We start from the raw sequence: 23,895 nt of genomic DNA on the forward strand, positions 1-23,895 counted from the left end.
CCTCTAGGACCCGCCCTAGAAGGGCGGGATCTTGTCGAGCAAAGGGGCCAGACCCAGGTCATGCAGAGCCGCCGGGTAGGGGTGGGCTTCAAAGGCGCCGACGGGCTGGCCGGGACGGGGTCCTCGACTGGTTACCTGCGGCGGATGACCGGGCCCGCCCCGGCGGGATGCCATCTCCAAACCGCGGCGAAGCCGCTCCACGACCGCGCCGTCGACGGCCCGCGCCTCTCGCTCGGGGATGATTCGAGCAGAAACCTGGAGTTGGCGGGGGCCCACGCGACGCGGCAGGAGGGTTACGGTCCCCTCCGGGGCTCGGCGGTAGCGGGCCCCGGAGGGCGTAGTCCACAGGAGGGCGTCATCATCCTGCCGGGTGAGGGTCCATCCGGGAGTGTGCTTGAGGCGATGGTGGGCCTGACACAGGCAGGTGAGGTTGTTCAGGCTGGTGGTCCCGCCCTCCGCCCAGGAAATGACATGGTCGATGTCGCAACGCGCGGCCGGCACCGTGCACCCGGGGAAGGTGCACGCCTGATCACGGGCCTGCACCAGGTCACGCAAGGCGGCCGGAGGCCGGTAGTGCGACCGCCCCACGTCCACTACGGCGCCTGAAAGGGGATCGGTGACCAGCCGACGCCAGACACCGCCCAGAGCGAGGGCACGCGCAGTGGCGGCGGGGATGGGCGCCCGATTGCGGCCGATTACGACCTCGGCCGTCGGTGCCGTCCCCAGCGGCAGCGCATCCCCACCGCCCGCGTACAGACCTGCGCCGTTGGTGGTGCTCTGACTCCTCCCATGGGCTGCAGGCGCACTGCTCCCGTCGACAACTACGGGCGTCTCGATCCCATCGACGGCAGCGGGCGCACTTCCCCCACTGCCGGTGGGCAGACTCATCCCACTCGCGCCGCGTGAGCCGTCTTCGCCACCCGGCGGCGCGCCGCCGGTGTGGTCGTCATCGGGTACCAGCAGGGTCAGCGGGACCGTGACATCAACATTGATTCCAATTCCGGGTGGCGGGAAGACCGGGTCGATACCGGACGGCGTCCACCAGGGACGAGAGGGCTCCACCAAACCGCTTAGAGCGCCGAGCAGCCCCTCCAGCGGAACCCCATCCGGCAACAAGCAGCCACCGCGGCCGGCTCCGAAGGTGCCATGTGCTACGCCGGTCGCGTCGCCGGCGCTGGAGTTCTCCGCTGTGGGGATCACGGCGACGGGTATCTCGGCGGCGGCCTCTCCGACTGGACCGCCGGAACGGCAACCGGCGTCGACAAAATCCGACGCATCGCTCGTGCGCGTGCTTCGGCAGGCAACGTGTTGGCTGCCTTGAAGGGTGCGCAGGGCCATACCGGTGAGAGCGTCGGCCCGCAGCTGGCCCAGGCTGCGCCCATCGCCGGCGGCGCGGGCACTGGCGGCGATGGCGTCCAGGGTTGCGTCCAGAAGGAAGGCGTCCATGCTGGGAAGCAGCAGCCGCATCTCATGGGTGCCCTCACCGGCCTGACGAGGACGGCCCACGTGCCGATGCGCCACATCCCGCCTGCGACGGCCCCCAATCCCCTCAGGATCCAGGGCAGCAAGGGCACGGTCGATGTCCCGGCCCAGCTGCGAGGCCGTTCTACGCGGAGCACGCGCGAGGACGCGTTCCTGCACCGCAGCCGAGACTTCAGCGCAGACTCCCTCCAGACGCCCCACTATCAGCGCCGTCTTGGACTGATCCAGCAGGCCCGCCCGGTGCAGCACCTCGGTGGGCGCGAGCTCCGGCAGCAGCAACGCCTGCCCCCGATCCAGGATCCTGCCCGCGCTGCTGCGGGTGACGCCCAAGCGACAGGCGATCTCCCCGCATGTGGTGAACCTCTGTTCTTCATCGGTGATCACCTGCTCGGGTTGGCCCTTTGGCCCCCATGGAGCGACGCCGCGGTTCATGTCCGCGGTTCTCGCCAAGCAGGCCGCAGCAACGCCCTCAGCCCAGGACGCCCATGCGCCCAGCCGATGGCAGGCCGCCACCAGCTCGCTTAAGACCTGCCCGCCCAGCGCAGCCAGGCGGTCGACGCCGGTCCCTTCACCCCAGTCAGGTCCCACCCGGCGGGACACACCGGCCAGAGCGTGATCGACCGGGCTGGGAATCGCTGCGAACAGGGCGTCCATGTCCGGGATGCCTAGCACTTCTGCCGCATCCACGAGACCGTCATCGGCATCATCTTCCGCCGCTACTGCGGCGACCGCACCACTAGTACCAGTGCCCTCCGCGCAGGCGCCGCCCGGAACGCCGCCACGGCCGCCCACGCCGTCGTCCCGACCGGGGCGGCCGAGCTCACCGCTGGAGCGGTCAGGCACCAGTACACCGGCCAACAGGCCCTCGACGACGCCGGCCAGCCCCGCCCCAGCCGGAATCCCCGCCAGGTACTCGCCGAAGGCCTCCGGATCCGAACCGGACCCGGGCATCAACGACTGGACTGCCGACGACGGCGTCTCCTGGAAGCAAACAGGCAGCACTGCCGTGCCCGGCCCAGCATGCTGGGCGGGCGGGCATTCGACACGGCTGCCTTCAAGCATGGATCCACGGTATCTCGGGGCACCGACATGAATTCCGCCCCCTTAACCGGCTCTTCCGGTTTGAGGGTGTGGTGCCTCCGGCGTGGTGGCTTCGGTCCGGGTTGGGGTGTTCGCGGTGGTCGTGGTTGGGGTGGTGAGGTCGGTGTCGGGCCGGCGGGGACGTTCTCGGGGCGGCCGAGGACGTCGTCGGCGTTGTCCGACGGGCAGGGGCGCGTTGGCGGTGGCTAGCCGTCGTCCTCGGACAGTCCCCCGCCAGGCGATCTCCGGGTTGGCTCTTGGTGCTGGTGGGTGTGGTGGTCGGCGTCTTGCGGGGTGAGGGACGCGATGAGCCGGGCGTGGTGAGCTGGGCCGGCTCGCCACGCCAGAACGCCAGGCCTGGCTGCACCTGGCTGCCGACAGCTCCGGCGCCCGGAAGCGGGTTCATCTGTAACGCCACTTCGCCGTCTGTAACGCCACTTCGGCGTTAACAACGCCAGTTAACCGTCTGCTGAAGGCCCCAGAGGTATACAGCAGAACGTTAAGTAGCGTTGTTAACGCCCAGCCGGCGCACCAGACGCCCCACCCCACCCCATGCCATGCCAAGTCCCAGGACATCGGCAGCACTCCTGCCGCCGCCCCAGACAACCACACCCCCGCCCCCAAACCGGAAGAGCCCCTTAACCGGCTCCGCCGAATTGAGGGTGCGTCGGAACCCTGGTGAAGGCAGACCGGCGGCGCGGGCCCCGGCAGCGCAGGCCCTGGTGAAAGCAGACCGGCAACGCAAGCCCCGGCAGCGCAGGCCCCGGCGGCGCAGGCCCCTGGCGCAGGCAGCCCGCCCGGCGGCACAGGCCCCGACTGCACAGGACTTGAGCCGTGGCACCACCCACGACGAGCCGCGCTCCCATCGCACCGACACCGTCCCCACGCCATGGCGGCGGGCCGGGTGAGCACATCAACCCGTCCAACTCGCCGCGCGCTGGCGTGTCTGACCCGGTAGAATCGCTATATTGCGAAATGGGGACCGCCCGGCCTGCGATCGCGCCTTCCAAGGCCGGACCCCACACGTTGCCGATTCGACCAGTCCCTGGAGGTCAAACATGGCACGACTCGAGGACTCCACGGCGCCTCTGAAGGACGCCATGGGCAATGCCCTGCTCGAGCTCATGCAGGAAAAACCACTTAAGAAGATCAGCGCCGGAGAGATCGCCTCGCGAGCCGGCCTGGGGAGAGTTACCTACTTCCGCCACTTCTCCTCCAAGGAGGAGGTACTGGCATACAAGTACCGAACCGCCTGGATGGACTTCTCCGCACGCCACTGGTACGACGAGTCCGATGACCGCGCGAACGCGATAGCGATGTTCCGCTTCTGCCGCCAGGTGCGGGACATCAACGACGTCGTCTTCGCCGCAGGACGAAGCAGCATCCTGCTCGACACTGTGCTGGAAGCGCTCGACGCCGGGCAGCAGAAGCAGCAGACCCCTCCCGGGAACGGCGACGCTCACAAGACCACGGCCGACTCCACCACCGACGCCCACGAAACCGCGGCTGACCCCATCACCGACACCCACGCGCAGAACGTGCGCCGCTTCAAGGCCTATGGACTCTTCGGCCTCATCGACAGCTGGATCCGCTGCGGCTACCAGCAGTCCCCGGAGGACATGGCGGCCGAGTACGTCAGCTGCCTCAGCCCTGAGATCGAGTCCCTGGGGACCCGGGGCGGGGGCCGCCGGACTGGTGGGCGTGCGGCGCGCATGCGCAGATTGCAACGGATCCGCGAGAACGCCGCCCGACAGGACCCGCGCCAGTACATCATCGACGAGCTGCCTTGACGCGGTGAATCCATTCAATGTTAAATGAACCAACCGGTCAGAACCTCGTCGTACGCCAACCGCGCGACGAACGTCCGGACATCTACGCAAAGGAGCCGTATGTCCACCACCGATCCGCGCATCGGGGAGCCCACACGCCCAGGCACCTCGGCCAAGTACCTGGGCGGGCGCCCCTATTACCAGTACTTGATCTCCTTCGTCATAGCCGGCGTCTTCCTGTACGCCTGCTACTCGGCGCTGGCAGCGATCCTGCTGCCCAACACCGTGCAGACCATCGAGTTCCAGCACTACTTCTCCGGCACCACCGTCACCAGCCTGGACCAGCTCACCGAGCTGACCAACCTGGCCAACGACGTCAGCGCCGGCACGGCGACCGCGACACCCGAGCAGCAGCACCTGCTGGACCTGCTTAAGCAGTACGAGGCGGCACGGGCATCCTCGATCTCCAACATGATGATCGTGGGCTCGTTCTTCACGCTGTTCGCCCAGCCCATCGTCGGCGTCATCTCTGACCGTTGGCGCTCGCGCTGGGGCCGGCGCGCCTTCTGGATCGTGGCCGGCGCCGTCGCCGGGGCCGCCTTCATGATCGGCCTGCGCTACTCCACCACGGTGCTCATGCTCACCGTCTTCTGGACTACGGCGCAGGTGTCGCTGAACTTCATGCAGGGGCCGCTGTCGACGACGGTGGCGGACCGGGTTCCCGCCGAGAAGACCGGTACGGTTTCCGGCCTGTCCGGCATCGGCATGATGGCAGGCTTCACCGGTGGCTCCGTGGTGGCGGGCATCCTCATGAACTCCATGGGCCTGGACGCATACTTCGTATTCGCCGTCGCCGTGGTGGTCGGGGCCCTCATCTTCGTGACCTTCGCCAAGGACCGCTCATCCAAGGACCTGGAACTGAGCCACTTCGACTGGATCGCCTTCTTCAAGGGCTTCTTCGTCCCGCTGTTCGACCACGACTTCCGCTGGGTCTGGATCGCCCGCTTCATGATGTTCTTCGGCTACACCGCCGTCACCAACTACAACCTGTACATCATTCAGTCCCACCTGCGCCCCGCCCACACCGCGGCCGAGGCGAACACGATCGTCGCCACCCTGTCCGCCTCGGCTCTGCCGGTGCAGCTACTCATGCTGGCCTTCGCCGGCAAACTCTCCGACAAGGTCAAGCGGCGCAAGCCCTTCGTCATCGGCGCCTCCGTGGTGATCGCCCTGGACATGCTGGTTCCGCTACTGGTTCCGACACTGCCGATGTACTACTTCTTCTACATCCTCCTGGCAGCCGCCTACGGCATGTACATGGCGGTCGACGTCGCCCTGTTCATTGACGTCCTACCCGACCCCGACGCCGCCGGACGCGACCTGGGAGTCGCCAATGTGGCATCCAACATCGGCCAGATGCTGGCGCCCTTCGCAGCCGGCCAGCTGGTAGCCCGCACCGGAGGCTACTCCAGCATCTTCATCACCGCTGTAATCGCCGTCGCCATTTCCGCCGCGGCCATCATCCCGGTACGCAAGGTCAAGTAGCGCCCGCCAGGCACAGCGGCGGCGGTATCGGCACCTACCGGTCCGATGCTGCCGCTGCGCTCCCCCACCGCTCAACTCGCCGAACCAGCCCCTCGCACACAGCCGCTTGCAAAGGAGCAAGACATGAACACCACCCCCAAGACCTGGGCCTACGGCTCACTGCCCTGGCTGCCCGACGCCGACCGGCTCACCGGCGCGGCTGCCCGCACCCGCGTCATCATCGATAACGACTTCGCCGGCGATCCCGACGACCTCTTCGCGCTGGCCCACCACCTGCTGGTCGAGGGCACCGAGGTACGCGGCGTCGTCGTCTCCCGGCTGCGCGAGGATGACCCGTGGAATCGCACCGACTCCTCCGTGCGCGCGGGCCACGAGCGCGTCGAGACGCTGCTGGCGACCATGGGGGTGACCGGCGTCGACCTGTACGACGGCGACGACCGTGGCTTCGACGCCTACGCCGACCAGACCGCTGCCTCCCGCTTCATCATTGATGAGGCGCTGCGCGACGACGACCGCCCGCTGTTCCTCGTGGCCGGCGGCTCGCTGGGCGACGTCGCCCGGGCCTTCAAGGCGGAGCCGGCCATTGCCGAGCGCCTGACGCTCGTCTGGATCGGCGGCGGGGAACACGCCGGACTGGCGTACGTGCCCGAGGGCGGCACGGACATGGAATACAACCTGGCACTCGATCCCGCGAGCGCCCGCTACGTCTTCAATGAGACCGAGGCGCGCATCTGGCAGATTCCGCGCGACGTCTACCGCTCCGCCACCGTCTCCATGCCGACCATCCGCCGCGGCTGCGCTCGCGCGGGAACGGTTGGCGCCTACCTGCTCGGTGAGTTGAACCAGGTGCGCGAGATGGTTTCGGGCATGACGCACCCCGGCGCCACCTACGTGCTCGGAGACCAGCCGCTGGTGCTGCTGTCCTCGCTGCAGACCACCTTCGAGCCCGACGCCGCCTCCTCCTACTACGACGTCATCCCCACGCCCCGCATTGCGCAGGACGGCACCTACCGCTACCCGCAAGACGTCCGGCCGATGCGCCGCTACCAGCGCATCGACAACCGACTCCTTTTCGACGACATGTTCGACTCCCTGGCCGTCCTGGCCGAGTGGCAGGCGGTTCAGGCGGCTGATGACTGATCGTCCAGCAGTGCGCGTGCCGTTGCGGCGTCGGTGATAAGCACGTTCACCCAGCCGCCGCGTAGGGCGGCGTGGATGGCGGAGTGTTTGCGCTTCCCGCCGGCCGCCGCCACCCTGCGCGGGATAGCGCGTAGCTGATCGGCGTCGGCTCCCACTAGGCGGCGGTCAAAGGCGGAGTCCACGTGGGCGCCGTCGGCGTCGAAGTAGCGCAGACACACGTCTCCAACGGCGCCTGCCGCGCGCAGTTCCTCATGGCCGGCGTCGGAGAAGATGTTGCCGGACTGGCGCAGCAGCGCGGAGGGCTCGAGGCTACCGATGCCCACCAGCGCAATGGTGACCTGCGGCAGTAGTTCGAGAATGTGAATGACGGAGGGGTCGTTGCGCAGCTCGGCGGCCGCGGCCGGCGTACCCAGCACGGCCGGCGAGGGGAAGAACTCGGGCGCGGCACCGGTGGCCCGGGCGAGCATGTCGATCATGCGGGTGGCCTTTACCTGCACGGTCGGGTTACCGATTCCGCCGAATAGCTGTACGACGGCTGAGGCAACCTGGGTTCGGAAGGGCTGCAGCCTCTCTATCGCCGCCAGCCAGGTGGCGCTCCAGGACGACAATCCGATGACATCGCCGCCGGTGAGCGTGGTCTCCAGGTAGGTGGCTGCGGCCGCCGCGAGCGCGTTCTCGACCGTGGTCTCGTCCTCGCCGGCGTCCACCACCACGCACTCGTCCATCCCGTAGCGGGCCTCGATCTCCTCCTCCAAGTTGGTGAAGGTGCCGGCGGGCAAAGTGACAACGGTGCGCACAATGCCCTCGTCGGCGGCGCGTTTCAGCAGCCGGGAGACGCGCGGTTGGGAGACGTGCAGCTCGGCCGCGATTTCTGATTGCTTGATGCCGCGCTCGTGATACATGCGTGCTATGCGGGCCATCAGCCGCAGTTGGGCATCATCGTTCACCGGAGTGGTTCCTTTCCCCGCAGCAGGGCTTAGAGCCTTAACCTATCGCGATCGGGAGCATTTCGGGGAAAGGGTTGCGGCCGGGACCAGGTTTCTCGCCTGGTCCCGGCCGCGTTCAGGTCACGGCGGGTATCCGTTAGGCGAGCAGCTCCTCGGCGGCGGCCGTGATGCCGTCGGCGCTGATCCCCCAGTGGTCCATGAGCCAGCCCTCCGAGCCGGTGGGCGCGAAGGTGTCTGGGATGCCGATTCGCTTCACCGGCACGGGCTGGTTGGCGGTAACCAGTTCGGCGACCGCGCCCCCGAGCCCACCGGCGGCGAGTCCCTCCTCGGCGGTAATGATCCGGCCCGTCTCACGAGCGGCGGACAGCACCGCATCCTCATCGAGCGGCTTGACGCAGGCCATGGACAGCACGCGCGCACGGATGCCCTCTTGGGCAAGTGCGTCTGCAGCGGCGAGTGCCCGGTGCAGCACGGTGCCATTGGTGATGATGGTCAGGTCGTCACCATCGCGCAGCGTGGTTGCCCGTCCCGGGGTGAACACGTAGTCATCGGCGTGTACGGCGGGCACCTTCATCCGTGAGATGCGTATGTAGACGGGGCCGTCGTGCTCGGTAACCGCCCAGCGGACGGCGGCGGCGGTCTCGACCGGATCGGCGGGAACGATCACCGTCATGTTGGGGATGACCCGCATCCAGGCCACGTCCTCCGCACTGTGGTGGGTGCTGCCGAGTTGTCCATAGGCCAGGCCCGGGCTCTGGGCGGTGAGCACCATGTGCCGGTATGAGTAGGCGGCGTCGATCTTGACCTGCTCCATCGCCCGGGCGGACAGGAAGGAGCCGGCGCATGAGACGATCGGTAGTCGGCCGCCGCCCTCGAGTCCCGCGGCCACGCCCACCTGGTTCTGCTCGGCGATACCCACGTTGATAATGCGCTCGGGGAAGCGTTTGGCGAACCCACCGAGCTTGGAGGAGCCCACGGAGTCGTTGACGACGGCGACGACGCGCTCGTCCGCTTCCCCCAGTTCCGTCAGGACGTCGGCGAAGGCGTCACGGCAGTCGTACAGGGGGTTCGCTTCGGCGATGGCGGTCATGCCAGTGCCTCCAGTTCTGCTAGTGCCTGCTCCACCTCGGCGTCGGTGGGCAGCTTGTGGTGCCAGGCGACGGCGTCGGACATGAAGGAGATCGGGTGTCCCTTGTGAGAGTGGGCGATGATGAAGGTGGGTTTGCCGGAGGCGGCTGGTACGGCGGCGAAGGCATCCAGCAGGGCGCCGATGTCGTGCGCGTCAACATCCACCACCTCCATACCGAAGGCGCGGGCCTTGTCATCCAGCGGAGTCAGATCGTTGGTGTCTTCCGTGGTAGCGCCCTGCTGGAGGCGGTTGCGGTCGGCAACCACGCAGAGGTTCGCCAGGCCGCGCTGGGCGGCGAACATGAGTGCCTCCCAGTTGGAGCCCTCCTGCAGTTCGCCGTCACCGGTCAGGACGAATACACGGCGGGGAGAGCCGTCCAGCTGGGCGGCGATGGCCTGGCCGACGGCGATCGGCAGACCGTGCCCCAGCGGCCCGGTGTTGGCCTCCACGGCATCCACGTACAGCCGGTTTGGGTGGCCGTTGAGTCGGGACTCGGGCTGCACGAAGGTCTCCAAATCGGCCACATCCAGCAGGCCGGCTGCGGCGAGCGTGGTGTACAGGGCGCAGGCCGCGTGCCCCTTGGAAAGGATCAGACGGTCGCGCTCGGGGTCGTGCAGGTTCTCCGGGGTCACATTCAGGATGTGGAGGTAAAGGGTTGCCAGTACGTCGGTGATGGAGAATTCACCGCCGAGGTGGCCCATGCGAGCATTCGCCACCAGCGTGAGGTCCTTGCGGCGGATGAGGCGCGCTCCCTCCTTGATGTGCGCGATCACCTCCTCCCGGCTCATGTCGGGCGTGGTGCGCCCGAGGACGGGCAGTTCAACAGAAACTGTCATGGTTCTTTACTCCTAGAGCATTGGGCGTGATGGGGTCGGCCCGGAGCCTCAGGCCATGCAGGTCAACAGCGCGTCCTGCACGACCCGCTGCGCGGCGAGCGGATCCTGGCGGGCCTGGGCGTCGGCGAGGGCCGCCTCGTCGAGGTTGTCCAGGGCGCGGTGCAGGGCCTTGAGGAAGCGGATGGAGGTACGGGCGTTGTCCACCACGTCCTCCCGGAAGGGGAACTGGTCCAGCTGCCACACGCCCTCCCAGTTGTTCTTCTTCAGCGTGTGGAAGAACTCGAAGATCTCGGTGATGTGGACGGTGCCGACGACCATGTCGTCGTCCCAGCCGCGGTAGTTGTCGTTGACATCCATGCCCCACAGCAGGCCGTGGTCGATGAGCAGCTGGGCGGCCTCGGCCGGGGCCTCACCGCCGAACAGGGCGTGTCCGAAGTCGAGGAGCACGCCGACGTTGTCCACACCCATCTGCTGGATGCCGAGCACGGTCTTGGCCGCCGAAGACCAGAACATGTGGGTGCGGGGCTCACGGGGCTTGTACTCGATGACGAACTTCAGGTCGGGATTGGCCTTGGCCAGATCGCGCATGCCCTCCACGGCCAGGCGGCTGAGTTCCTTGTAGTCCACCTGGAAGGGATAGTCGAAGCCGTCCTGCCCGGGCCAGATCTTGACATAGCGGGCGCCGAGTTCGCGCACGGCGTCGGCGGCGCCCTGCATGATCGCCATGGCTGAGGCCCGCTTGTCCGGGTCCGGGTTGGTGAAGGCGCCCATTTGGTGCTCACGCAGGTAGATGTCCGGGGTGACGCCGATGGCCCTCAGGCCGGTGCGCTCCAGGGCAGCCTTGACGTCGTCGAGGCTCACGCCGGCCGTGAAGGGGTAGTTCAGATCCACGTAGCTGATGTCGCCGACCTCGGCGGCCAGTTCGATCTGCTCGATGGTGGAGCGGGGGTCGCCGTAGCCGTCGGTGGCGTAACGGTCCACGTAGGTGGCGAAGTTCCACAGGCCTGCGCCGAAAACGGGGGTGTCAGACATTGTTTGTTCAACTCCAGTCGTTGTTGTGTCGGTGTATCGGTGTTGGTGATCTTGTCGGATGGTTGGTTGATGACCGCCGGTCAGGCGGGCACGGCCCGGGAGCGAGCCAGCGCGTCGCGCCATTGTGAGCGTGCGGCCGCGCGGGCACCGTCCTCGAAGGCCGGGCGGTAGCGACTGCCCTCCTGCTGCGCGACCGCCGGCAGCTCCCAACCCAGTCGGGTGAAGCCCATGAGGGCGGCACCCAGGGCGGAGACCTCCGCATTGGCGGCCACGACCACGTCGCGGCCGAGCAGGTCCGCCTGGCACTGCATGAGCAGGCGGGAGGCGGTGGCGCCGCCGTCGGCGTGGAGAACCTGCAGGTCGGAGGTGTCCAGGGCGTCCACGACGTCGGCGATCTGATGGGCGACGGCCTCAAGGGCGGCGCGTGCGACGTGGCCACGGCTCGTGCCGGCGGTGAGCCCGGAGATGACGCCAACGGCCTGGCGGTCCCACCAAGGAGCCCCCAGTCCGGTAAAGGCGGGCACCAGACTGACGCCGCCGGAGTCGGGCACGGTGGCGGCCAACTCATCCAACTCGCGGCCGGGGTTCACGCCCAGCAGGCGGGCGGTCCAGTCCATGGCGGTGCCGGAGGCGACGATGTTGCCCTCGTGCCCGTACATGGGGGCGTCGGTGAGCCAGGCCAAGGTGGTGGACACCCCGGTGCGGACGGAGCGGTCCGTACCGGAGGGAATCATCACCGATGAGCCCGTGCCATAGGTGGCCTTGCCCTCGGCGGTGTTGCGGCAGCCATGGCCGAACAGGGCGGCATGGGAGTCCCCGAGCACACCCACGATCGGCACGCCGTCGGGCAGGAAGTCCAGCCCGGCAGTGACGCCGAAATCGGCGTTGGAGGCGACGACGTCGGGCAGCGCGGCACGATCGACGCCGAACAGCTCGCACATGGCGGGCGACCAGTCGAGCGCGGCGAGGTCCAACAGAAGCGTCCGGGAGGCGTTGCCGGCCTCAATGACGTAGGCGGACTGACCCGTCAGGCGGCTTACCAGCCATGCATCCACGGTGCCGATGCGCACCGGCCCCGAACCGACCTGATCAAGCAGGTAGCGCATCTTGGGCGCCGAGAACATGGGATCCAGGCTCAGGCCGGTGGTGGAGGCGACGGCGAATTCACGCTCCGGGGAACGCAACCAGTCGCAGAACTCGGCGGTGCGAGAGTCCTGCCAACCGAGCATCGGGGCCAACGCCCGGCCGGTGCCGCCATCCCAGGCGACCACGGACTCACGCTGGTTGGAGATGGTGATGCCGGCCGGCGTACCCACGACCCCGGCCAGGCACTCCCGGATGGCGGCGCACTGGGCGGCCCATACGGCGTCCGCATCCTGCTCCACCCAGCCGGGGCGTGGGTAGGACACGGCGACCGGAGCCGAGCCGGAGGACAGGATTGAGCCGTCTGGGGCGATGGCGAAGGCCTTGGCGTTGGTAGTGCCCTCGTCGAGGGCGAGGACGTAGGGACCTGCCGTTCCCCCGGGCGCATGTCGAGCCGCATCGCTCATGCAGCGCCTCCTTTCCTGCGTGCCGAGCGCGGCCAGCGCTTGGCATTTTTATTCCTCGTTGAATCTAGATGTGAGCCTAGCAGGTGCCGTCGTGGTTGGGAAGCCCCGGGCCGAGGCCGATTCGGCCCGAGACCTCCCCTGACCGCGGCGCGAGCTACCGACACTCACTCCTCTTCAAGTTCGAAGAGCGTGTAGCGATCAGCGTTCGACCCGTCGATCAGGATGCAGTCCACGAGCTGCTTCTCCTTCTTCCCGGTCTCGCCGTTCTTAATGAAAGCGTCCGCCTGCTCCACGGCCATCTCGGAGATGTGCACGGCCGGCTGCATACCGGTGGCGAGCATCGTGCCCTCCTTGATCGCCTTGACAGCATCCGGAGAGCCGTCGAAGCCGATCACCAGGATGTCGTCGGTCTTACCGGCCTGCTGCACCGCGGCGACGGCGCCCACCGCCATGGTGTCGTTGCCGCAGATGATCGCCTGGACGTCGGCGTCGCGCTGGAGCAGCGTCTCGACCTTCTGATAACCGAGCTGCTGGTCCCAGTTGGCCGTCTCGGTACCGACCAGTTCCATGTCCGGATATTGGTCGAGCACGGAATGGAAGGCCGTGGACCTGACCTGGGCGTTGGTGTCCGTCTCCCGCCCGAAGAGCTCGTAGTAGCGGCCCGCCCCCTGGAGGGTGTCCGCGAGCTTCTCCGCAACGAGCGCTGCACCCTGGGAGTTGTTGGCCACGATCTGTGCGGCGGCAAGGCCGGAGGTATTGATCTCCCGGTCGATCAAGAAGACCGGGATGCCCGCCTCAACGGCCTTGCGGACCGCACCCTCGGTGGAGTCGGCGCCCGCGTTGTCCACGATGATCGCCGCGGCATTCCGGGAGATCGCGGAGTCGAACAGCTCGGACTGCTTGTTTACGTCGTCGTCGTGGGAAAAGGCGTCGGCGGTGTAGCCGAGCTTCCGAGCGGCGGCAACGGCCGCCTCGGCCTCCGTTTTGAAGAACGGATTGTCATGCGAAGGCGTGATGACCGCGAAGTAGTTGGAGTCACCGCCCGCGGAACAGGCGGCCAGGCCGGGCAGGAGGGAGATCGTGAGCGCTCCGAATGCGCCTGCGCGCAATACGGTGCGGCGAGGGATCGGGCTCATGGATGAGCTGATGGAGGTGATGGTAGATGTCATGATGGGTTCCGCTTCTTCTCTGCTTGTTTCACAGTTCGACGGGATCAGGCGGAGGCGTCGCCGGGACTGACCTCGGCCCGCTGAATGCGGGCGGCCTCCCGTTTGACTTCTTGTGCGGCCTGGGCGGCGGCACGAGAACGCTCGAGGCGCTGCTGCCCCTGGTCGAGCATCACGGCCAGGACGATGACCAGGCCCTTGAGGAAGGTCTGCCAGAACGAGGACACGCCCACGAGGACCAGGCCGTCGTTCAGGAAGCCGATGACGAAGGCGCCGATGAGGGCGCCCTTGACGTCCCCTCGCCCGCCCGCAAGCGAGGCCCCGCCGATGACGACGGCGGCGATCGCGTTCATCTCATAGGTCTCACCGGCAGCCGGTGCGGCAGCGGTGAGTTCGGAGGCGATGATGAGTCCGGCCAGAGCGGCCATGCAGCCGGAGACCATATACACCCGCATCTTGACGCGCTTGACGGGCACACCGGAGAGCTCGGCGGCACGCTCATTGCCGCCCACGGCGTAGAGCCAGCGGCCGAAGGGGGCGCGGGCGACCACCAGGGCGACGACGATCGCGAAGATGATCATCAGCCAGACACTGGTGGGCAACCCGAGCGGCCGGGACACCCCCAGGAAGGAGAATCCCGTGTTGCCGAAGGCCTCCTCGCCCGCCAGGTCCGGGTAGGTGGCTCCCTTGGAGATGAGCAGCGCCGCGCCGCGCGCCATATACATGGTGCCCAGGGTGGCGATGAAGGGGGCAACGCTGAATCTTGTGATCAGCAGCCCGTTGATCGCACCGACGAAGGTGCCCACCACCAAGGCGACAATGACGACCACCAGCACCGACGGGTAGGCGTTGATGTCAAAGACCGACAGGTGCATGCCCTTGAGCATGACGCCGGCGATAACGCCGGACAGGCCGACGATCGATCCGATGGACAGGTCGATGCCGCCGGTGAGGATGACCAGCAGCATGCCCAGGCTGAGCAGCGCGTTGTAGGCCACGTGCTTGGTCATGGTCACCAGGTTGGTGGTTGTCAGGAAGGAGTCGGACAGCGAGGCGAAGATGACGATCAGCACAAGCAGGGCGATGAAGGCGCGCTGCGCCATCAGAAACTCGCCGATGCTCCGATTGCCTATGCGCAGGCCGGACTTGTGGGTGGATGCGGGTGTCATGCTTGGTCCTCGTCCTTCGTGTCACTCGTCGCGGCGTTGTCTGCGCTCGCGGCTTCGTCGTCGGTAGCTGTGATCTGTTCGCCGGTCGCGGCCATGACCTGGTCGCGGGTGGTGGTGCGCGGGTCGAAGTCGGCCACTATGCGTCCGCGGGCCATGACGATCAGGCGGGTGGAGGCGCCCAGCGCCTCGGACAGTTCGGAGGTGGCGAACAGGACGCCGACCTTGGTTCCCGCCACCTCGGCCATGGTGGAGAAGATGTCCGACTTGGCGCCGATGTCAATTCCGCGGGTGGGCTCGTCCATGAGCAGCATGCGGGGTGCAGTCATCAGCGCCTTGGCGATGACGACCTTCTGCTGGTTGCCCCCGGAAAGGGAGGTGATCCCGATGCCTGGGGACTCGGTCTTAATGCGGACGGCCTCGATGCCGTGATTGATCTCCTTGTCCTCCTGCTTGCGCTTGACCTGCCCATTACGGGTGAGGATGCGCAACGCCGCCAGGCTCATGTTGCGGCCTACGCTCATGAGTTGGACGATGCCGTCGGCCTGCCGGTCCTCCGGGGACAGGACGAGTCCGGCGTCGATCCGCTCGCCGATTGGAGCATGGGATATGTCCTGCCCATCGAGCAGGATCCGGCCGGATGCGGCGGTATGCCGTCCCGCGAGCGTCTCCAACAGTTCGGTGCGCCCGGCACCCATGAGCCCATAAATGGCAACGATCTCCCCCTCACGCACCGTGAGCGAGAGGTTGTCAACCGCGATGCGCGACGGGTTCGCGGGATCCGGTACCACCAGGTCCTCTATCTCCAGGATCGGTTCGCCGGGAGTAGCGGTGATCGCCGTGAACAGATCGGATTGATCCCGTCCCGCCATGGTCTTCACGATCCAGGGCAGGTCCACGTCCGCCATGGGCGCCGTGGCCACGTGCCGGCCGTCGCGCAGGATGACCGCGGTGTCCGCGATCTCGAGGCACTCGTCCATGTGGTGAGAGATGTAGACGATGGCGACGCCGTCCGCGGTCAGTTCGCGAATGATGCGGAAGAGCACCTTCACTTCCGTGGCCGAGAGCGCCGATGTGGGCTCGTCCATGATGAGCACGCGCGCCCCCTCGACGAGGGTGCGGGCGATCTCGACGAGCTGCTGCTGCCCCAGCCGCAGGTCGCCCACGAGGGCGTTGGGGTCGATCGGCTCTTCCAGGCGTGCGAGCGCCGCGGCGGCCTGCTCCCGCTGCCGAGAGCGCGAGATGCCTGTAGGTGAGGCAATCTCACGGCCGAGGAAGATGTTGTCAACCACCGAAAGATTGGGACAGAGGTTGAGCTCCTGATGGACGATGGCGACTCCGTGCGCAACGGCATCGGTGGTGTCGGTGAAGGTGATGGGCTCGCCGTCGAGCTCGATCGTGCCGGAGGTCGGCGGCTGCACTCCGGAGAGGATCTTCATCAGGGTGGACTTGCCGGCCCCGTTCTCTCCGATGAGGGCCACTACCTCACCCCGGTGAATCTCGAAGTCGACGCCGCGCAAGGCGTGAGTCGCCCCGAAGGCCTTGGTGATGTCGCGGCCGGCGAGGACGACGGGGGCCTTCTCGCTTACGGTCATGACGCCACCTCAATAGAGATTGGGGTGATCACGACGTGCGCCGGGTCTGAGTACGCAAAGGCACCCACGACGGTGATCTTCTGGCCGATCATGGAGCCCAGGTCGTTCTCGGCGAGCACTCCGGTCTTGAGGGGATCGTTGAGGGACAGCCCCACCTGGGCGTAGTCGATCTGGTTCTCGAACATGTCGAAGGTGACCTCACCGGTGACGTCTCGCAGAGCCGTGCCCATCACGGCGGGCCCCGTCTGGACGGATACGGTGACGCCGGAGGGAACGCCGTCGACCGCAAGATTGACCTGACCGAAGCCGCCCTCCTCCACGGTGCCGGTGGTGGTCACAGCGAAGGTGTACGCGGCCTCACCGTCACGGTGGCCGAGCTCCTCGCTGGCGCCCTCCTCGTCCTCCTGGAGATCTTCGAGCAGCCCCGCCAGGTCGGTGGCGTTGTCATTGACGTACGCAATGGTGGAGTCGTAGTGCTCGTTGGCGTATGCGACGGGATCCGTCGATCCGGCTGTGAGCACGGCTTCCGCCTCCTTCGGGGTCATGAAGGTGGTGCCGAGGAAGCAGATGGCGAGTATCACCACCGCTCCGACGACCTTGAAGATGACACCCCAGGGGCGCCCGCGTCGTGTCTTGTTAGTTCGTGCCACCGCTTGAGCCTCCTCGCTCTGTCGTGGCGGATTCGGGACGATCCGCCTGCGTTGACATATTCATTCGTCCATGAATGACAGCTCTAGTGTCACCCACGGTCTCGTTCCTGTCAACTTCATAACGGCTGGGGACACGAGCGCAGAAACAGCTCGGGGCCGGCCGACGTCCGGCGGGCCCCGAGCTTCTGTGGCGCACTCACGCCGCTGCGGTTCAGATCCTGATGGGTTCGATGGCACCGTAGGAGGCAGCCGCGCCTGCGGATAGCACCGCCGCCGAGCCCGCCCGCATGGCCTCCGCCACGGCCCGTTCAAAGTCCAGCCCGAGTGTCAGGGCAGCCGCCAGCGCTCCGACGGAGGCATCCCCCGCACCGGTGGTGTCGACCACCGGACCCGCGGAGATCGCGTCAACGTGTGCGCCCTGTGGACCACCGGCAACCGCGGCGTCGTACCAGACGGCGCCGGCGCCCCCGAGCGTAATCAGCACGCGACGCGGACCCCGCTCGGTCAGCTGGGCGGCGGCGTCAAGCGCCTCCGCTGCGCCACGCGGGGCGGGACGGCCGAGAACCAGACCGGCCTCGGTCTCATTGACCACGAGGATGTCCACTGCGGCGAGATCCTCCGCGGCGATGCCGTAGACCGGCGCGAGGTTGAGAATCGTCGTCGCCCCGGCCCCGCGAGCGGAGGCGATGGCGGCCGCATTGGCGGCGGCCGGAATCTCACCCTGGAGGACGACGACGTCTCCTGCTTGCAGAGCTGCGGCGTCGACCTGCTCGGAAGTCACCCGGCCGTTTGCACCCGCGTCAATGACAATCGTGTTCTCCCCGGTGGCGGACACGGTGATGAAGGCGGAGCCGGTGGTCCCCTCGTCTACCAGCAGGCCGCTCACATCGACACCATGACCGGCGAGTTCCTCACGCAGCGCTGGGCCGGCGGCGTCAGAGCCGACGCGTCCGACGAAGCGGACGCGGGCGCCGGCGTGGGCTGCCGCGGCGGCCTGGTTGGCGCCCTTACCGCCGAGCCGATAGCTGAGCGAACGGCTGTAAAGGGTCTCCCCCGGTTCGGGGAAGCGGTCAACGGTGACCGTGACGTCCTGGTTGATGGAGCCGATTACAACTACATGCGCGGACATATGGTCCCTCCTTGTCAGTCCTGCGGCCCAAAGCTCGGCAGCACGCCCTTGGTGAGCAGGTAGCAGCCGTACGGCCGGGTCTCCTGGGTGTGAATGACCGCGGAGGCGGAACGAGCGGCCTCGTAGAAGTCGAAGCGTTCCATGGCGGCACCGGAGATCTCGCGCCCCTCGAGTTCCGTGGCCACGGCGAGGACGTCGCGGGTCACCTCGCGCAACTCGGTATCACCCTCGCCGATCATGTAGCGCACGGGCGCCTCGACGAAGGTGTCGAGCGGCATGAGTTCGACCACCAGCCGCACGGCCTCGGGACTGTTCAGCGAGGGCATGGGGATGACCGGCCTGCCAGTGGCGTAGGCGGGGTAGTTGGAGTCGACGACGGCGATGACGTCGCCATGCCCCATACGGGCCAGCACGCCCAGCAGTTCGGGCGTCATCAGGGTATTGATTCCTTTGAGCATCATTCTCTCCTTTGAAGGTAGTGCCGACGCTGGCGTCACCTTAACGCTGCCTGGGTTCCGGGGCCCCTCGCGCGCACCCCAGGGTCTCGAAGGCACCTGGCGTGACGGGTCGACGTACGTTACGGTTTCGTCATTATCCCTGTTGGTCCCTGAAAGGGCTGGTTCATGGTTGACGACGGCGTCCGGCGCGAGGCAGCGGCCGATGACAGTGGCGCCTGGCGGGACCGTTCCGTATCCGCGATGGACGGGGGCGTCCCGGCGCCTCCACCAGGTCCTTCGCCGGAGCCGGTGCGGGGTCGGTATGCGGCGGTACCGGGCGGGGGCGAGCCCGGTGGGCGGCCCGGGATCGCACCGGAGTCGGGCCCGGTGGTGCGGGGTCGGCATGCTGCTGTGCCGCCGGGTGCGTATGGGGTGATGCCGGGCGGTGCACCCAGCGCTAGTTCTTCCGGCGCACCCGTTCCTGCTGCTGGGGCGGCGGCGTCGGCGGTCGGTTCTGGTGTGCCCGCAGGGTCTGTGCAGGGGTATGGGTTTGTGGTGCCTGCGTCAGCGCCTGCATCCGCGCCCGCGCCTGTGTCTGCGTTAGCAGCGCCCCCGCCGGAGGGTGTGGGCGCGCCCGGTCCCGGGGCGCGTGCTGCGGCGGGTACGGATCATGTCTTGTCGGTTTTGGATGTTCCGGCGGAGTGGTGGGAACGGGCGCTGGAGGGCTGGCGGGGCTGGTGGGCGCACCATGCGGGTTTCGCACGCGCGGTGGTGCGGGCTCAGCGGGTGGTCTCCACCGTGGCACTGGTACTGGGAGTGATTGCACTGGTGGTGGTGCCGCGCCTGACGCTGGGGCTAGTGCCCGCGCTGTTGATGACCGGCTGCCTGCTGGTGGTGGGACTGCTGGCGCGCACCCGCACCCTGGGGCTGCGGCCGCTGTTGCTGCTGATGGGCATCAGCGTGCCCTGGTCACTACTGATAGCCCACGCCACCCGGGCGATCGGTGAGTCGATCGGATTGTCCACCACCGATGACGGCGCCCGCATCGCACTGGCAGCGTTTGTGGAGGAACCGGGCAAACTGCTGCCGCTGCTGCTTCTGGCGGTGGTGGCGCCGGGCCGGATCAGACGCCTGGCGGCGGTGGACTGGGCGCTGCTGGGATTCGCTACCGGGGCGGGCTTCACCATCGCCGAGGACGGCGCCCGCCGCCTGGCACCACCGGGCATGCTCGCCGAGCTGTTGGGCGAGAACCGGCTCCACTACTCGCTGAACCCGTGGACAGCCGGGGCGTTCCAACTGTCTGGGGGCAGTTGGGCCGAACAGATTCTGGGTATCGACGCAGCCCCCGCAGGGCCGATGACCACCGGGCACCAGGTCCCCACCATGGGGGTTGCCATGGGCGTCGCCCTGGGCCTGGCCCTGTGGCGCACGAAAAAGCCCTGGTGGCGCGCCGTCGCCTGGCTACCGCCAGCAGCGATGCTGACGACGGCGATAGTGGATCATGCCTGCTACAACGCCGCCGTCGGCTGGACCGGCTGGGCCGACCAGGACACCGCCATCCCCACCTGGATACGCCTGGCCTGGCAGGTGCGCGGGCAGGGCCACACCCAGATCACCATCTCCGTGGCCCTGTTCATCACCTGCATGACGGTCGACGCCCGCCGCCGCCACCGCGCCGGCGTGTTCGGCGACGTCGCCCTGGAGGCCCCCAAAGCGCCCGACCTGCCCATGACCGGTGCTCCCGCCGCCCTGCGGGCCCCGGCGCAGGCCCTGGTGTGGCTGGCCGCCTACGCCTGGTCCGACCTGGTGATCATCGCCGCCGCCTACGGGGACCGGACCCTGACCCGCAGGGCGCGCATGGCCGAGGGCCGCGCCATGGGCGCCCAGGTGCGCGGAGTGCGACAGGACGCCATGACCGTGACCACCCCCGGCACCGAACCGGCCGCGCGCAACACCTTCCGCCTAATCGCACTCGCAGTCGCAGCGGTGATGCTGGCGGCCTGCTGGTGGTACGGCACCGCCCTCGCCCAGCACATCGGCTCCTGGCTCCAGCAGCCCGACTGGCCCTACTTCTTCGCCGGCCTGCTGGACGGGCTCGCGCAGTGGTGGGACTCCCTGGGCATGCCCGGTCAGATCCTGGTCACCGCCCTCGCCGTCCTCGCCCTGGCCTGGGCGGGCCTGTCCGTGACCGCGGCACTCGGGGCCGTCGGCGTAGGCACCTGGGCCCTATCCCACGGGCGCGGCATCGCCACCTTCCTCCAAGACCCCGCCACCGCCACACGCTCCTACGCCACCAACGCCACCTGGGAACAACTCCTACTGGACGGGGCCGACTTCGCCCTGACCTTCATACCCGGCTCCGCCCTCGGACTCACAACCCGCAAAGCCGCCCGCACTGCAGCCGAAAACGTCGCCCTCACCCGCACCGCACGCCGCAACACCCGAACCCTCACACACCAAACCAGCCGCACCACCACTCGCACCTGGACCGAGCAGGGCGTACGCGACTGGATCAATAACTTGCAGCCCGTAGTGCGCAAACCATCAACCACCGCAATCCAATACCAGCACCGAGTCCTGGGCACCGACGTCGAACGCGTCATCCCAACAGGCGTCGGAGACGAAACAATAATCGCCGACGCCGTGACCGCCGACGGCAACATCGCCATAGCCTTCGACGCCAAACACACCAAAGGAGGCTCCGGAGCACTATACGAAGGCGGCAGGCCAGAATTCTTGTACAAGGACTTCGACCGTGAGATAAGACGCTACGGCCAAGCGATACTCAACCCGAACAACCCCCTTGGAGGCCTTACCATCGTCACCAACACCGACAAAGCTGCAGAGTTCCTCGGCCAACGCGCCCGCAGCATACTCGGGCACGACTTCCCACTCATCATCAAGGTAGTTCCTTGACAACACAACATTGGAGTTAGGATATAGTCATGAGCGAGCGATATTCAATACTACCCCCGGGACCCACCACCCTGACAATTGCCGACAAGGACACATTCATCCGCGCAGCACGGGCCCAGTGGCCTAGATGCCGAATCGTACAAGCGGGCCTCAGCCCAGAGGACTCCGACGCCGACGCGTACCCTGTTTTCGAAGGACATGAGGTGGAGATATGTCATTTTCCGGAGAACAAGGTCATTTCCTGCTCCGGGCCATTCAACCAACCAGGGGTAGCCGAGGTCGCCGCGTGGGTGCGTTCTCTCAATCCTGATCCGAATCTCGTACTTTGGCTCACGGACACATTCTTCACCGGTCACGTCGTACTCGCACCAGGCATCACAGCCGACGAAATTCGCGCCTCGTGGGTAGACCACGCCGAGCACGACCCGACGGTCGAGTACCCGGAGTACTTCGGCAACTAAGCCGGCACCTCCGCCCCACCACCTGCACCCCCATCCACAGACACCTCTGCCTCACCGCACATGGCCTCAGCAGAAGCCGCCCACCATGACCGAGATAAAAATACTTCCCGTCGAGCGCGCCATCGAGTGGATCCGCGCCTGGGCCGAGCTCGACTGGCCCATCACCTGGGAGACCGCCTACGCCACCCGCGACAAACTCGGCTGGACACCCGCCCCCGACGACGGACGCTTCTTCACCACCGAACTATCCACCAACGGACAAGAAGACGGACACATGTCGCGTCTGCACGGTCAGTGCAGCGGGGTATCGATACCACTCTGCTCCCGCAACCTGCAGGCCGAACCAAACAGTCCTTGGTCTTCATCTCTATGGCAGGCTTACGACGCCACCGCCGACGCACTCACGCAGCTGTACGGCACCGGCAAGCAGACCGGCGACCGAAGCGACGTCCTCCAAACCGACTGGATTCTCAACAACCAAGTCACCGTAAGCCTCCTCGCCTCAAGCAAAATCATGAGGGCGATGCTGGACTCACCCGAAGTCACCGCGATCGACCAACAGGAGCTGTACTACATTGAGAAGTACGGTGAGGACTATGTCGACGACTGACCCTGGCACCTCACCCGGCAACACCACCGCCGACGTCGGCCCGAACCACCACGGGAATGTCCCTTCGCACGGCATGCGCATCCTCCCGGCCGAGCGCGCCATCGAATGAGTCCGTGCCCGGACGGTCCAGTCCGGTACACCGCGCCCGCATTGTCACAAACGGTGACAAACGACCCCGAGGCGCTGGCCCACGACTCACGAAACGTTGGAATCATGCGGCTGCAAAATCCCAACGGGGCACCGAATCCGGCGTTTGTCACCGTTTCTGACAATGTTGGCCACCAAACGCCCCCGTTCTCAGTTCTCCTCGTCGACCGCCCGACGCCGAGCCCTGTCGTCAACACAACCGGCAGGCTCAGCCCTTCACCGCCCCGGAGAAGGCTCCGGAGACGAAGTAGCGCTGGAACAGCAGGTAGACGATCAGCACCGGGATCGCCGTCATGATGATGAAGGCGTTCAGCGGCCCGTAGTCGGTGCCGTGCTGGGCGGAGAAGTTCTGCACAGCCAGCGGGATAGTCGCCATCGATCCCGATTGCAGAATCGTGGACGCCATGGCGTACTCGTTCCAGGTGGACACGAAGTCCAGGACGAACAACGCCGCCAGGGTCGGCTTGATCAGCGGGCAGCAGATCTGCCAGAAGATGCGGAAGGTGGAGGCGCCGTCGAGCCGGGCGGACTCCTCGATCTCATCGGGTATGGCCCGGAAGGAGCCGTAGAGCATGAAGACCTGGTACGGAACGCCGAAGGCGAGATAGGGCAGGATCAGGCCCACATAAGTGTCCAGCAGGTCCGCCTTCAGCAGCAGCTGGAACATGGGACCGAGGGCAACTTGGATGGGCACCATAGAGCCGACGGCGAAGACGGCGACGACCCACTTGGCCCGCCGCATATGGATTCGGGCCAATGCGTAGGCCGCGAGTGCTGCGAGCAGCAGGCCCAACGGCACTTTGATGACCGAGACCAGCAGACTGTTACTGCCACTGATCCACAAGTCACCGGTGTCGACGGCGTCGGCATAGTTGCTCCAGAGCCACTGCGAGGGCAAACCGAGCGTAGATCCGCTCGCCAGGTCCGCTCGACTCTTGAAGGAGGTGAGCAGCATGACGGCGAAGGGCACCAGCCAGAACGCCGCCGTGATCAGCAGCGCCACCCACAGTCCAATGGTGGCCCAGTCGCGTGGCGGCCGGTTCGGCGCGGCGGCGATCGCGCCGTCGTCGAGACCGGCAGTGGTGCGGACAACGGGAATAGCAGTCAT

20 protein-coding genes are annotated in these 23,895 nt (G+C 67.1%); 7 read left to right on the forward strand and 13 right to left on the reverse strand.

The features are described from left to right. Nucleotides 1–15 precede the first annotated feature (15 nt). Nucleotides 16–2,544 carry an HNH endonuclease signature motif containing protein gene (locus E4J16_RS11870; RefSeq protein WP_240038135.1) on the reverse strand — a complete coding sequence of 843 codons (2,529 nt, stop codon included), beginning with the start codon at nt 2,542–2,544 and terminating at the stop codon, nt 16–18. Between the two features lie 1,076 nt (nt 2,545–3,620). Between E4J16_RS11870 and E4J16_RS11875 the strand changes: the two genes are divergently transcribed. The 3 genes from E4J16_RS11875 to E4J16_RS11885 all read left to right on the forward strand — a co-directional run bounded on the left by E4J16_RS11875 (nt 3,621) and on the right by E4J16_RS11885 (nt 7,016). Further along, nucleotides 3,621–4,352 carry a TetR/AcrR family transcriptional regulator gene (locus E4J16_RS11875; RefSeq protein ID WP_136314094.1) on the forward strand — a complete coding sequence of 244 codons (732 nt, stop codon included), beginning with the start codon at nt 3,621–3,623 and terminating at the stop codon, nt 4,350–4,352. A gap of 99 nt (nt 4,353–4,451) precedes the next feature. After that, nucleotides 4,452–5,876: an MFS transporter gene (locus E4J16_RS11880; RefSeq protein WP_168709501.1), complete on the forward strand. Its 1,425-nt coding sequence runs from the start codon at nt 4,452–4,454 to the stop codon at nt 5,874–5,876. A gap of 123 nt (nt 5,877–5,999) precedes the next feature. Continuing rightward, nucleotides 6,000–7,016 carry a nucleoside hydrolase gene (locus E4J16_RS11885; RefSeq protein ID WP_168708090.1) on the forward strand — a complete coding sequence of 339 codons (1,017 nt, stop codon included), beginning with the start codon at nt 6,000–6,002 and terminating at the stop codon, nt 7,014–7,016. On the opposite strand, the gene E4J16_RS11890 is transcribed toward E4J16_RS11885, so the two are convergent. The 11 genes from E4J16_RS11890 to E4J16_RS11940 form a co-directional block, all read right to left on the reverse strand. Further along, nucleotides 6,998–7,963 carry a sugar-binding transcriptional regulator gene (locus tag E4J16_RS11890; protein ID WP_240038136.1) on the reverse strand — a complete coding sequence of 322 codons (966 nt, stop codon included), beginning with the start codon at nt 7,961–7,963 and terminating at the stop codon, nt 6,998–7,000. The genes E4J16_RS11885 and E4J16_RS11890 overlap by 19 nt on opposite strands. Before the next feature lie 136 nt (nt 7,964–8,099). Next, nucleotides 8,100–9,053: a transketolase family protein gene (locus E4J16_RS11895; protein WP_136192553.1), complete on the reverse strand. Its 954-nt coding sequence runs from the start codon at nt 9,051–9,053 to the stop codon at nt 8,100–8,102. After that, a complete protein-coding gene (locus tag E4J16_RS11900) occupies nt 9,050–9,928 on the reverse strand; it encodes a transketolase (protein ID WP_136314096.1) in 879 nt (292 codons plus the stop codon). The genes E4J16_RS11895 and E4J16_RS11900 overlap by 4 nt, the downstream gene beginning before the upstream one ends. A 48-nt stretch (nt 9,929–9,976) precedes the next feature. Continuing rightward, the gene (locus tag E4J16_RS11905; RefSeq protein WP_136192555.1) at nt 9,977–10,960 is read right to left on the reverse strand and encodes a sugar phosphate isomerase/epimerase family protein; all 984 of its coding nucleotides are present in this window, start codon (nt 10,958–10,960) and stop codon (nt 9,977–9,979) included. Between the two features lie 80 nt (nt 10,961–11,040). Further along, the gene (locus tag E4J16_RS11910; RefSeq protein WP_136314097.1) at nt 11,041–12,510 is read right to left on the reverse strand and encodes an FGGY-family carbohydrate kinase; all 1,470 of its coding nucleotides are present in this window, start codon (nt 12,508–12,510) and stop codon (nt 11,041–11,043) included. A gap of 164 nt (nt 12,511–12,674) precedes the next feature. Continuing rightward, nucleotides 12,675–13,679, reverse strand: a complete 1,005-nt coding sequence (locus E4J16_RS11915) for a D-ribose ABC transporter substrate-binding protein (RefSeq protein WP_204519830.1) — start codon at nt 13,677–13,679, stop codon at nt 12,675–12,677. A gap of 44 nt (nt 13,680–13,723) precedes the next feature. Further along, complete coding sequence (locus E4J16_RS11920) at nt 13,724–14,845, reverse strand: ABC transporter permease (protein ID WP_136314098.1); 1,122 nt, start codon at nt 14,843–14,845, stop codon at nt 13,724–13,726. After that, nucleotides 14,842–16,437, reverse strand: coding sequence for a sugar ABC transporter ATP-binding protein (locus tag E4J16_RS11925; RefSeq protein WP_136314099.1), 1,596 nt, complete (start codon nt 16,435–16,437; stop codon nt 14,842–14,844). Before E4J16_RS11925 ends, E4J16_RS11920 begins: the two co-directional genes overlap by 4 nt. After that, nucleotides 16,434–17,087 carry a DUF2291 family protein gene (locus E4J16_RS11930; protein WP_136192559.1) on the reverse strand — a complete coding sequence of 218 codons (654 nt, stop codon included), beginning with the start codon at nt 17,085–17,087 and terminating at the stop codon, nt 16,434–16,436. The genes E4J16_RS11925 and E4J16_RS11930 overlap by 4 nt, the downstream gene beginning before the upstream one ends. A gap of 211 nt (nt 17,088–17,298) precedes the next feature. Then, the gene (locus E4J16_RS11935; protein WP_136192560.1) at nt 17,299–18,216 is read right to left on the reverse strand and encodes a PfkB family carbohydrate kinase; all 918 of its coding nucleotides are present in this window, start codon (nt 18,214–18,216) and stop codon (nt 17,299–17,301) included. Between the two features lie 14 nt (nt 18,217–18,230). Further along, nucleotides 18,231–18,677, reverse strand: a complete 447-nt coding sequence (locus E4J16_RS11940) for an RbsD/FucU family protein (RefSeq protein WP_204519832.1) — start codon at nt 18,675–18,677, stop codon at nt 18,231–18,233. 651 nt (nt 18,678–19,328) lie between these two features. Between E4J16_RS11940 and E4J16_RS11945 the strand changes: the two genes are divergently transcribed. From E4J16_RS11945 to E4J16_RS15990, 4 genes are all read left to right on the forward strand, one after another. After that, nucleotides 19,329–21,569: a protease PrsW gene (locus E4J16_RS11945; protein ID WP_168709502.1), complete on the forward strand. Its 2,241-nt coding sequence runs from the start codon at nt 19,329–19,331 to the stop codon at nt 21,567–21,569. A 29-nt stretch (nt 21,570–21,598) separates the two neighbouring features. Next, nucleotides 21,599–22,030 carry a hypothetical protein gene (locus E4J16_RS11950; RefSeq protein ID WP_136314101.1) on the forward strand — a complete coding sequence of 144 codons (432 nt, stop codon included), beginning with the start codon at nt 21,599–21,601 and terminating at the stop codon, nt 22,028–22,030. Between the two features lie 85 nt (nt 22,031–22,115). After that, a complete protein-coding gene (locus E4J16_RS11955) occupies nt 22,116–22,640 on the forward strand; it encodes a DUF6301 family protein (protein ID WP_136314102.1) in 525 nt (174 codons plus the stop codon). Next, complete coding sequence (locus tag E4J16_RS15990) at nt 22,627–22,749, forward strand: hypothetical protein (RefSeq protein WP_275669549.1); 123 nt, start codon at nt 22,627–22,629, stop codon at nt 22,747–22,749. Before E4J16_RS11955 ends, E4J16_RS15990 begins: the two co-directional genes overlap by 14 nt. A gap of 246 nt (nt 22,750–22,995) precedes the next feature. Here the strand turns inward: E4J16_RS15990 and E4J16_RS11960 are convergent, their stop codons facing one another. Beyond that, entirely contained in the window at nt 22,996–23,895 is a 900-nt protein-coding gene (locus E4J16_RS11960; RefSeq protein WP_136192563.1) for a carbohydrate ABC transporter permease, read from the reverse strand.

It is taken from the genome of Actinomyces procaprae (assembly GCF_004798665.1).
Classification (GTDB): Bacteria; Actinomycetota; Actinomycetes; order Actinomycetales; family Actinomycetaceae; genus Actinomyces; species Actinomyces procaprae.

Excerpts from the sequence above, each read along its gene's own strand:
- E4J16_RS11870 (WP_240038135.1), bottom strand. The coding sequence starts at position 2,544 with ATGCTTGAAGGCAGCCGTGTCGAATGCCCGCCCGCCCAGCATGCTGGG.
- E4J16_RS11875 (WP_136314094.1), top strand. The coding sequence starts at position 3,621 with ATGGCACGACTCGAGGACTCCACGGCGCCTCTGAAGGACGCCATGGGC.
- E4J16_RS11880 (WP_168709501.1), top strand. The coding sequence starts at position 4,452 with ATGTCCACCACCGATCCGCGCATCGGGGAGCCCACACGCCCAGGCACC.
- E4J16_RS11885 (WP_168708090.1), top strand. The coding sequence starts at position 6,000 with ATGAACACCACCCCCAAGACCTGGGCCTACGGCTCACTGCCCTGGCTG.
- E4J16_RS11895 (WP_136192553.1), bottom strand. The coding sequence starts at position 9,053 with ATGACCGCCATCGCCGAAGCGAACCCCCTGTACGACTGCCGTGACGCC.
- E4J16_RS11900 (WP_136314096.1), bottom strand. The coding sequence starts at position 9,928 with ATGACAGTTTCTGTTGAACTGCCCGTCCTCGGGCGCACCACGCCCGAC.
- E4J16_RS11905 (WP_136192555.1), bottom strand. The coding sequence starts at position 10,960 with ATGTCTGACACCCCCGTTTTCGGCGCAGGCCTGTGGAACTTCGCCACC.
- E4J16_RS11910 (WP_136314097.1), bottom strand. The coding sequence starts at position 12,510 with ATGAGCGATGCGGCTCGACATGCGCCCGGGGGAACGGCAGGTCCCTAC.
- E4J16_RS11915 (WP_204519830.1), bottom strand. The coding sequence starts at position 13,679 with ATGACATCTACCATCACCTCCATCAGCTCATCCATGAGCCCGATCCCT.
- E4J16_RS11920 (WP_136314098.1), bottom strand. The coding sequence starts at position 14,845 with ATGACACCCGCATCCACCCACAAGTCCGGCCTGCGCATAGGCAATCGG.
- E4J16_RS11925 (WP_136314099.1), bottom strand. The coding sequence starts at position 16,437 with ATGACCGTAAGCGAGAAGGCCCCCGTCGTCCTCGCCGGCCGCGACATC.
- E4J16_RS11935 (WP_136192560.1), bottom strand. The coding sequence starts at position 18,216 with ATGTCCGCGCATGTAGTTGTAATCGGCTCCATCAACCAGGACGTCACG.
- E4J16_RS11940 (WP_204519832.1), bottom strand. The coding sequence starts at position 18,677 with ATGATGCTCAAAGGAATCAATACCCTGATGACGCCCGAACTGCTGGGC.
- E4J16_RS11950 (WP_136314101.1), top strand. The coding sequence starts at position 21,599 with ATGAGCGAGCGATATTCAATACTACCCCCGGGACCCACCACCCTGACA.
- E4J16_RS11955 (WP_136314102.1), top strand. The coding sequence starts at position 22,116 with ATGACCGAGATAAAAATACTTCCCGTCGAGCGCGCCATCGAGTGGATC.
- E4J16_RS15990 (WP_275669549.1), top strand. The coding sequence starts at position 22,627 with ATGTCGACGACTGACCCTGGCACCTCACCCGGCAACACCACCGCCGAC.
- E4J16_RS11960 (WP_136192563.1), bottom strand. The coding sequence starts at position 23,895 with ATGACTGCTATTCCCGTTGTCCGCACCACTGCCGGTCTCGACGACGGC.